Origin of the sequence: Acetobacter syzygii (genome assembly GCF_000964225.1) — a bacterium.
In the GTDB taxonomy this organism is placed as follows: domain Bacteria; phylum Pseudomonadota; class Alphaproteobacteria; order Acetobacterales; family Acetobacteraceae; genus Acetobacter; species Acetobacter syzygii.
This window is the reverse complement of record NZ_BAMZ01000033.1, coordinates 1-7,289: the sequence shown is the minus strand read 5'-3', so window position 1 is coordinate 7,289 and position 7,289 is coordinate 1. Positions and strand designations below refer to the sequence as shown.

Genomic DNA, 7,289 nt, shown 5'->3' with positions numbered 1-7,289 from the left:
CGCCCGCGCCATCACTCAGCTTTGGGGCGATGTGGTCGCGGAGGAACAGCGCAGGGAGGTGGGGCAGAAGGCTTTGGCTTAGGAGAAAGGGCGGCTGGAGGGCCGCCCTTTTTACTCGCAGTTAACGGTTACTTTTTTTGGTGTTCCAGGCAGTCTGCAAGTTTCACATCACTATCAACGCGGCCGGTAAATTTACCTTCTTTAACCTGCATAATAGTGGTGCTCCCAGTTTCCGCGATAAGCGGTGAAACCAACATATTTTCTATCAAACCGCCACGGGCCTTGATAAAGTTGGCCATAAAGGAGGAAATTTTCTTGTCCTCCTCGGCTTGCTTAAGAATCGTTTCTGCAAGATTTAAAAGAAGATCATATACAGAAGATAACTTTCGTCCTTCACCCCACAATGTGGTGTGCGGAAGTTTGCAGTATTTAGATTTTCCATTGTCATCTGTGGCATAAATATATTCACATAAATGATGTTTTTCAGCGGAAGTTTTGAACGCTGCATGGAGATCGGGCTGGGTGGTATCAAAAAGATATGACACGAGAAATTTAGTCATGAACATCTCTCCTCTGGATATCAAAAATTGAAAAAAGACACACCATTCCGCCCCGTTCTCATAGAATGGGAGGATAGCGCGCAGCCTTCCTCGGCATGGGGCTGGGTAGATGAATTATCCGACCCTGCGCCTGTGCTTTGTCAGACTGTGGGTTTTTTGGTGAAAGAGACTGAGCGTTGTCTGGTTTTAGCCTTAAGCATTGGGGACGCCACAAGCGAGCGCCCCCAAGCTAACGGCGTTATGCAGATACCGCGTTCAGCCGTTGTGCACCTTACTTCTTTGGCCCCTTGTGGGCTGGTTCATGCCGCATAACGGACGCGGCAAGCTGCTTTGCCTGCGTGGGTGTGGCGCGGCCAGAATGCAGCACCTTTCCAGCAGTCGTTTTTACAGAAGAAGAAGTGCCAGGTTTTACGGGGCCACGGCCGCCGCCAGATTTGGTCGTCATAGTTCATCATCCCGTTTAAGGAAGTTTTTAAGGATGAACTGCCTTGACCTATGCTACTGTAATCCCCATAGAGGACGCGCGAGTGCTTAAGTAGCATAACCACACAGCAGTTCTGTTTGTGGTGGAAAGAGGGGTAGGGGCCTAATCCTGCCCCTTTTTCTGTATCTAGGCTTAGCTATGCCCGTACCTTTGTTACCTGAGCAAGGGTACAGAATTGATTTTCCACGTAGAAAAATACTTGCACTTTAGAAAATTGGCAGAAAACCTGAGAGTCTCGGAGAAAAGATTTTTTCTTCACGAACATTCTAGCAACTAAAGCCAAAATTTGAGTGCATAACAGATACTTAGAATTTGATGGCATCCCGAAGATAGATCCTGACCTTGTACCCAACCCCTAATCTGTACTACGCTGCCCCATCATTCGGGAGCCATTGTCATGGTCATGCAAACGGTGGCGCAGCCAGCCACGGCTAATGTCGTTTCGGGGGATGGTGTCCCCAAGCTCTGGTCTCCAGTCAGGGCAGACGCGCGCGCCGTGGCATCGGTTGAGGTGGACACGCTGCTGCAAAGCTATCTGGTCCAGCAGGCATCTACGCAATGGGGTATTTTTGATAGCACAAACAGCCCCGTTGTAACCTCTGGCCGGGTGCGGGCGGTGGACATTCGCGCTGGGTATATGATCTCTGACGCGCCGCTGGAGAATGGCGCGTTTATGTCCTGCAACAAGGTCAAACGCCCGAGCGAGATCATGGTGGAATTGCTGTGCGATGGCACCACCATGAGCTTTGGCAATATCAGCGCCATTAGCAACCTACTGTCCGCTTTTGGTGTCTCTGGCGTTTCCTCAGAACTTACGGTGCGGTCTGAGTTTACTCAGACTCTGGAGAGTCTGGTTGCCGATCTAAACCTTTATTACGTGGTCACGCCAGAGCAGCGCTACACCACCATGAACGTAGTGGAATACTCAATACGCCGCTCGGTTGAGCGCGGGGTTACGCTGCTGTGGGCGGATGTTCGGTTGCAGGAGGTGCGCATTACGGCCACCAGTTCGGTAACTCCCACAGAGAACCCTGCGGGTCAGGCCAAGCAGAACAGCGGCAATGTTCAGGCCGAGGAGGATTCCTTTAATTCTGTAACGTCTACGGGGATATCCTGAGATATGCAAATAATCCCACTCAACGCAGTGGCGTACCAGAGCGTCAAGGTTCCCTTGTCCGGGCAATCTGTTCAGCTTGATATTCAGCAACGCACAAATGGCCTGTACATGAATATCTGGCTGAACAATACAATGATCATAGCGGGCGTGCTTTGCCAGAACAAAACTTGGATTGTGCGCAAGGCATATTTTGGAATGCCGGGGGATCTGACCTTTGTGGATACAAAAGGAAATGATGACCCCAGTTCATCGGGGCTGGGGAGCAGGTTCGCCCTTTATTATCAGGAGGGCCAGAATGTCTGATGGAAGCTTTGTAAAGCGCAAGATTGATGTGGTTTTCAACATCGTGCAGGGTGGCTTTGACGGCAGCGATAATGAGCAGATCACCCTCTCCGGCCACCGTGTATCGTGCCAGATACTGAGTGCTGGCATGGAAACAGGCGTTATGTGCGCCCTGCGAATTGAGGGTATGAAACTCGACCAAATGAACCGGCTTTCCGTTGTTCAATCCAGCGTGGTTTCTCAAAGCCTGAATACTGTAACGGTTCTGGCCGGAGAGGAGGGAGCCGCGTTATCGACCATCTTTTCCGGTGGCGTCATAGAGGGCTTTGTTGATTATTCCGGCAGCCCAAGCGTGGCGTTTGAGGTCAGAGCACTATCAACCGCTCTCCCCGCTACTATTCCTGTGACCACGACCTCATTTAATTCCGGCGCGCCTGTTGCGACTATTATGGAAACGATAGCGGGTAAGGCTGGCCTGAAATTTCAGAATCATGGCGTTGATGGTGTTCTGTCTGGACCGGTTTATTATTGGGGGGCAGCCTCAGCACAAATGAACGCCTGTGCACGCGCATCTGGTATTTACTATATTATATCGATGAACATTCTGCACATCTGGCCCAAGGCATTCATGGCAGATTCCAGTGGCGCAGTTGAAATATCGTCAGAGACTGGGCTGATCGGATACCCCGGTTACAGTCAAGGGGGTGTTGGGCTGCAATGCCTGTTTAACCCCATCATTGGGTTTCGCTCCACGATAAAGCTTAAAAGCGAATACTCTCCCGCGGCTTGGATGAACACGAGCGGGCAACTCAAGGGTTTGGCTGGCGGCACCATTTATCCGCCATCCAACGGGCTGTGGGTTGTCCAGCGTATGCAGCATAACCTGCAAACTGAAGAGCCGGGCGGGGTATGGATAACAACCATTGAGGCCGCACGCCCTGAGCTTGCAGTCGGAGTTGCAACATTTGGCCGATAAGCTAACCCCCATAATGCGCTCCACTGATAGGGGGAGCCATTACAACGCAGATACAGCAATGGTGCATCAGGTCCTTTCCATGATCGGCGCGGACACGCTGGTGCAGGTCAAGGCCGTCCATGCCGTAGGCTTGCAACCAGTCGGCACCGTGGATGTACAGATTATGGTGCACCAGCAGGACGGGGCAGGGCGCACGGTCCCGCACGGCATTATCTACGGTGTGCCTTACTTCCGCCTGCAGGGCGGCGCGCGGGCGGTTATCTGCGACCCGGCTGTGGGGGACATTGGCGCGCTTATTGTGTGCGGGCGCGACATATCCGGCGTAAAGGCCAACCGCGCGCCGTCTGCTCCAGGCAGTTTCCGCCAGCATGATTACGCGGATGCGCTGTACATTGGCGGCTTTCTCAACGCCGCCCCGGTTGAATACATCGGTTGGGTTGGGGGCGATGTGCATGTTAAAACGGCGGGCAAGTTTGTGGTGGATGCAGCCGAGTGCGATATTAACTGCAATGTAAACGTGGCCGGGTCCGTAACAGCTACTGGAGACGTGAAAGCAGGCAGCATCAGCCTTGAGAGCCACAAGCACTCTGGCGTGCAGACGGGCAGCGGAAATACTGGTGGGCCGGAGTGATGGGGCTCTCGCCGGCGGATACTAACCGGCCAGAGCCTTACCCGCTGCATTATTCAGTGCCGTCTCTGCCCACTGGTTTAGGCTCACACCCTGCAATTCTGCTGCAACAGATGCGCGCGCGTGCACCTCAGGAGACAGGCGGAACATCACCTTTCCGCTATAGGGTTTTTGCGGGGCCTTCCCGATTTCGGTGCAGGTGGCCAGATAATCGTCCACCGCTTCTTCAAAAGCGGTTTTCAGTTCAGTGACGCTCTCACCTTCGAAGGTAATAATGTCTCCAATGCCAGCAATGCGCCCCGCGAATACGCCATCTTCTGCAGAGAACTCGACACGGGCATGATAGCCTTTGTAACTCATGGCGCTCATGGTTTTACTCCTAGATTTTCCAAAAACTCCCGCACAGCACGGACCTGATAGGCTTTTGCCTCTTTGCGCGGGTGTGGGCGGTGGACCGCCAGAACCTGCTTGCGGCAGATAAATTTAACGCGGGAGCCGTTGCCTTCCAGAACATCGCAGCCAACTGCGACAAGAAGCCCCTCAATGTCTGCCCAGTTCAGGCTAGCACTCACCGGGTTGGTGAAGATGGCTTTGAGGAGGCGTTCTTGCTTGCGGTTCATGCTAGCATAATGCGTTATCTATGGCTGATGTGCAAGCGAAAAATGCTAGCTTTGAAGGGAAAATATATTAGGCGGTCAGGCCGCAATATCTGTTCAAAATGAACACGGAAACTTTGTTCAATTTGAACGCGCTGCAATCGGGAGGGGCAAATCTGACATAGGTTGCCTCCATAAAGGAGAACCCTGCCAGTACCGACGCCACCACTCGAATCATACCTCCCGAAAGCAGTACACATGCCGGTGTGCAAGCAGGATAATTTTGCCGGGGTTTAATGATAAATAAGATCTGTTTAAGGGCAAGCGTCCGCGCAATAATCTCGCTTTAACCTGCGGGAGTCGTGGAATGGTTTGGGGTTGGTTTAGGAAGAAACCTGCGAGAGAGGAAAAGCCTGAGCGGGTGTATGCCCCGCCTCATCCCCGGCGATTAAATGCCGGTGCGAAGTCTTTAACTATTAAGGCTGATCGGAAATGGTTTACGGCAGATATAGAGAAGGACTTGCGTGAGCAGATTTACGCGCTTCCAGATGTGCCGAAACACGAGCGCAGCTTTATTATGGATCAGGCCATACAGTCATTTTCTACGGGCGGAGATTTAGGGCGATTTAGCTGGGCATTAGGCGAAATCGGCGTTGAGCGGGCCCGAGCAGCAGAAATAGCGCGAGCAATAAACGGGCGCATCACGGCGCTCATTAACCGGGCTAGGCAAATAGACACCGGAATTTATACAGCGGAATGGGTGCATTCTAAAGCGCCGTGCTTTGTCGCATTCCAAGGAGATATTGAAGGGCAAACAAAGGACTTAGCGCACCGCGAGGCGAACGGTAAGCGTTTCGATGTAAGAAAGGGCCTAAAGATAGGCGGTAAGTGGACTTACCCCGGAATGGAGCCGGGATGTAGATGCTCATCGCGGGTGATCCTCAAGGGGTTTAATGATTGAAGGGGGTATCGTTTTACGGAACGATACCCCCTTCAAGCTGGCAGTGGATTGCATGAGCTAACTCATGCTTCCGCTTCAAGGCCTCGCGCGGTTACGCGGCGGAATTGATCGCGGCCTGGATCATGGCGAGAGCCATCCTTCTTTGCGACTCATTCATGTCGCGCCAGAGACCGATCCATGTAATCTCTTCTTCGGACATTTTCTCTAGTGATCTCCGATCCTGCTTCTCTCGAGCAAGGATGGCTTTAGCCAATAGCTCAGCAAGCCCCCTTTCCGCTGCGTCAAGCCTTCCCGCCATAGTGGTTGGATTAAAGCTATCAGCAAGCCTTTGCGCGGCTTCTGCGTTCAGGGAACGCGCAGTTTCTTTGGCTGATGTTTCCAGCTTTTTCTTAATATCAGCGGGCACCCTGATGTGTATCTGAACTTCTTCTTGGGACATACCAAAAATAATCTATCAAAATGGTATTGACCGCAATGATACCATTTTGATACAATCTTTATATACCAAACTGGTAGGGAAAACATGAAGCGCAACGACCCAATGATTCACGTTCGAACGCCGCTTCAACTCAAGGCGCAAATGCAGAGGTCAGCGGACCAAAACAGGCGTAGCCTCAATGCTGAGATTGTAGTGGGCTTGGAGTTTTACGCTCTTCATTTAGAGCAAACAAAAAAGGCACCGGGGCACGTCGCCAAACAATCCCCCGATGCCTCCAGCAAATGATTGGAGAACCACAGCCGTGACACAACTTACCACAATCGACTTCCACGGTGCAAAGCTTGTCGCAATCGCTGGCGATCGTCCTGAGAACACACTCGTCGCGATGAAGCCAGTTGTTGAAGGGATGGGATTAAACTGGGAAGGGCAGCGTAAGAAAATGCAGGCCCATCCTGTGATTAAACGGGGTGCCACCGTAACGGTGGTGCCCTCATCTAGCGGCGATCAAGAAACGCTTTTTCTCACTCTCGACCGGCTAAACTTCTGGCTTGCCACGATCCACCCGGACCGGATCAAGAATGAAGTAACCCGGGCCAAAGTGATCGAATACCAGACCGAATGTGCCCGTGCTCTTTTCAACCACTTCTTCGGCAAGGTGATTGCTTCTGGCGCACATCTTACCGCGAAAGAAGCGGGAGGAATTGCAAAGGGTGTTGTCAATAAGGCGTTAACTCCGATCAGCGCGAAGCTTGACGAATTGATGCAGAAGATCGACGGGTCACTCGCTATCCGCCCCGCAGGCGTAGCAGTAACAAGCAGCCGCACGGCAAGGGGATGGTTGCAGCACTATGGCGTGGTGAAGCGTAAGCGCGGCATGTCGCAAAGGGTATCGAGTGCCCTTAAGAGCCTGTCCTTTCGTATGGGCTATGTGATCAGCCAGACAACGGAGGAGGGGAAGCTTTGCTTTCATGAGGTCGTGGCAAACGCTTACTTCACCGTGGGCGCAGGTCGCCACCTTCTGCCCAAGGCCGTGAAGGGCCAGAAGGAAATGGGATTGGAGGCCACCCCCGTCCCTTTCTCCCAAACGCCAGCGTAAGCGCCGTAACGGCCAGCCATCCCTTCGGGGGTGGCAACGCTGGTGAGAGAATGAGTGATGATGCTGTTTCTGCCGCCATATTTAACGCCGCCTATGCCCTTCCGGGCGTAAGAAAAGACTTTGGCCGCTCAACGGACGATTTGCTTGCGC

General features: G+C 52.7%; 12 protein-coding genes. 7 read left to right on the top strand and 5 right to left on the bottom strand.

The window, feature by feature from the left end; genetic code table 11:
* Positions 1 to 128: 128 nt before the first annotated feature.
* Positions 129 to 560 (bottom strand): hypothetical protein, encoded by a 432-nt coding sequence (locus Absy_RS11200; RefSeq protein WP_048854851.1) that lies wholly within the window; start codon positions 558 to 560, stop codon positions 129 to 131.
* Between the two features lie 271 nt (positions 561 to 831).
* A complete protein-coding gene (locus Absy_RS11195) occupies positions 832 to 1,005 on the bottom strand; it encodes a hypothetical protein (protein ID WP_158319860.1) in 174 nt (57 codons plus the stop codon).
* A gap of 436 nt (positions 1,006 to 1,441) precedes the next feature.
* On the opposite strand from Absy_RS11195, the gene Absy_RS11190 reads away from it, so the two are divergent.
* Genes Absy_RS11190 through Absy_RS11175 form a run of 4 tightly spaced genes read left to right on the top strand, consistent with a single transcriptional unit; the run spans position 1,442 to position 4,050 of the window.
* Positions 1,442 to 2,161, top strand: coding sequence for a phage baseplate protein (locus tag Absy_RS11190; protein ID WP_048854850.1), 720 nt, complete (start codon positions 1,442 to 1,444; stop codon positions 2,159 to 2,161).
* A gap of 3 nt (positions 2,162 to 2,164) precedes the next feature.
* Positions 2,165 to 2,464, top strand: a complete 300-nt coding sequence (locus Absy_RS11185; RefSeq protein ID WP_048854849.1) for a phage baseplate plug family protein — start codon at positions 2,165 to 2,167, stop codon at positions 2,462 to 2,464.
* Entirely contained in the window at positions 2,457 to 3,419 is a 963-nt protein-coding gene (locus Absy_RS11180) for a baseplate hub protein (protein WP_084597156.1), read from the top strand. Before Absy_RS11185 ends, Absy_RS11180 begins: the two co-directional genes overlap by 8 nt.
* 58 nt (positions 3,420 to 3,477) lie before the next feature.
* Positions 3,478 to 4,050 (top strand): Gp138 family membrane-puncturing spike protein, encoded by a 573-nt coding sequence (locus Absy_RS11175; RefSeq protein WP_245614827.1) that lies wholly within the window; start codon positions 3,478 to 3,480, stop codon positions 4,048 to 4,050.
* A 21-nt stretch (positions 4,051 to 4,071) separates the two neighbouring features.
* On the opposite strand, the gene Absy_RS11170 is transcribed toward Absy_RS11175, so the two are convergent.
* Together Absy_RS11170 and Absy_RS11165 are read right to left on the bottom strand one after the other, a co-directional pair.
* Positions 4,072 to 4,416 carry a type II toxin-antitoxin system HicB family antitoxin gene (locus Absy_RS11170; RefSeq protein WP_048854847.1) on the bottom strand — a complete coding sequence of 115 codons (345 nt, stop codon included), beginning with the start codon at positions 4,414 to 4,416 and terminating at the stop codon, positions 4,072 to 4,074.
* Positions 4,413 to 4,667 carry a type II toxin-antitoxin system HicA family toxin gene (locus Absy_RS11165; RefSeq protein ID WP_048854846.1) on the bottom strand — a complete coding sequence of 85 codons (255 nt, stop codon included), beginning with the start codon at positions 4,665 to 4,667 and terminating at the stop codon, positions 4,413 to 4,415. The genes Absy_RS11170 and Absy_RS11165 overlap by 4 nt, the downstream gene beginning before the upstream one ends.
* Before the next feature lie 496 nt (positions 4,668 to 5,163).
* On the opposite strand from Absy_RS11165, the gene Absy_RS11160 reads away from it, so the two are divergent.
* Complete coding sequence (locus Absy_RS11160; protein WP_146802660.1) at positions 5,164 to 5,604, top strand: hypothetical protein; 441 nt, start codon at positions 5,164 to 5,166, stop codon at positions 5,602 to 5,604.
* A 91-nt stretch (positions 5,605 to 5,695) separates the two neighbouring features.
* On the opposite strand, the gene Absy_RS11155 is transcribed toward Absy_RS11160, so the two are convergent.
* Positions 5,696 to 6,043, bottom strand: a complete 348-nt coding sequence (locus tag Absy_RS11155) for a TraY domain-containing protein (protein WP_052945762.1) — start codon at positions 6,041 to 6,043, stop codon at positions 5,696 to 5,698.
* Between the two features lie 84 nt (positions 6,044 to 6,127).
* On the opposite strand from Absy_RS11155, the gene Absy_RS13050 reads away from it, so the two are divergent.
* Positions 6,128 to 6,328 (top strand): Arc family DNA-binding protein, encoded by a 201-nt coding sequence (locus Absy_RS13050; protein WP_048854844.1) that lies wholly within the window; start codon positions 6,128 to 6,130, stop codon positions 6,326 to 6,328.
* A gap of 16 nt (positions 6,329 to 6,344) precedes the next feature.
* A complete protein-coding gene (locus Absy_RS11145; protein ID WP_158319859.1) occupies positions 6,345 to 7,139 on the top strand; it encodes a phage antirepressor N-terminal domain-containing protein in 795 nt (264 codons plus the stop codon).
* Positions 7,140 to 7,289: the final 150 nt, after the last annotated feature.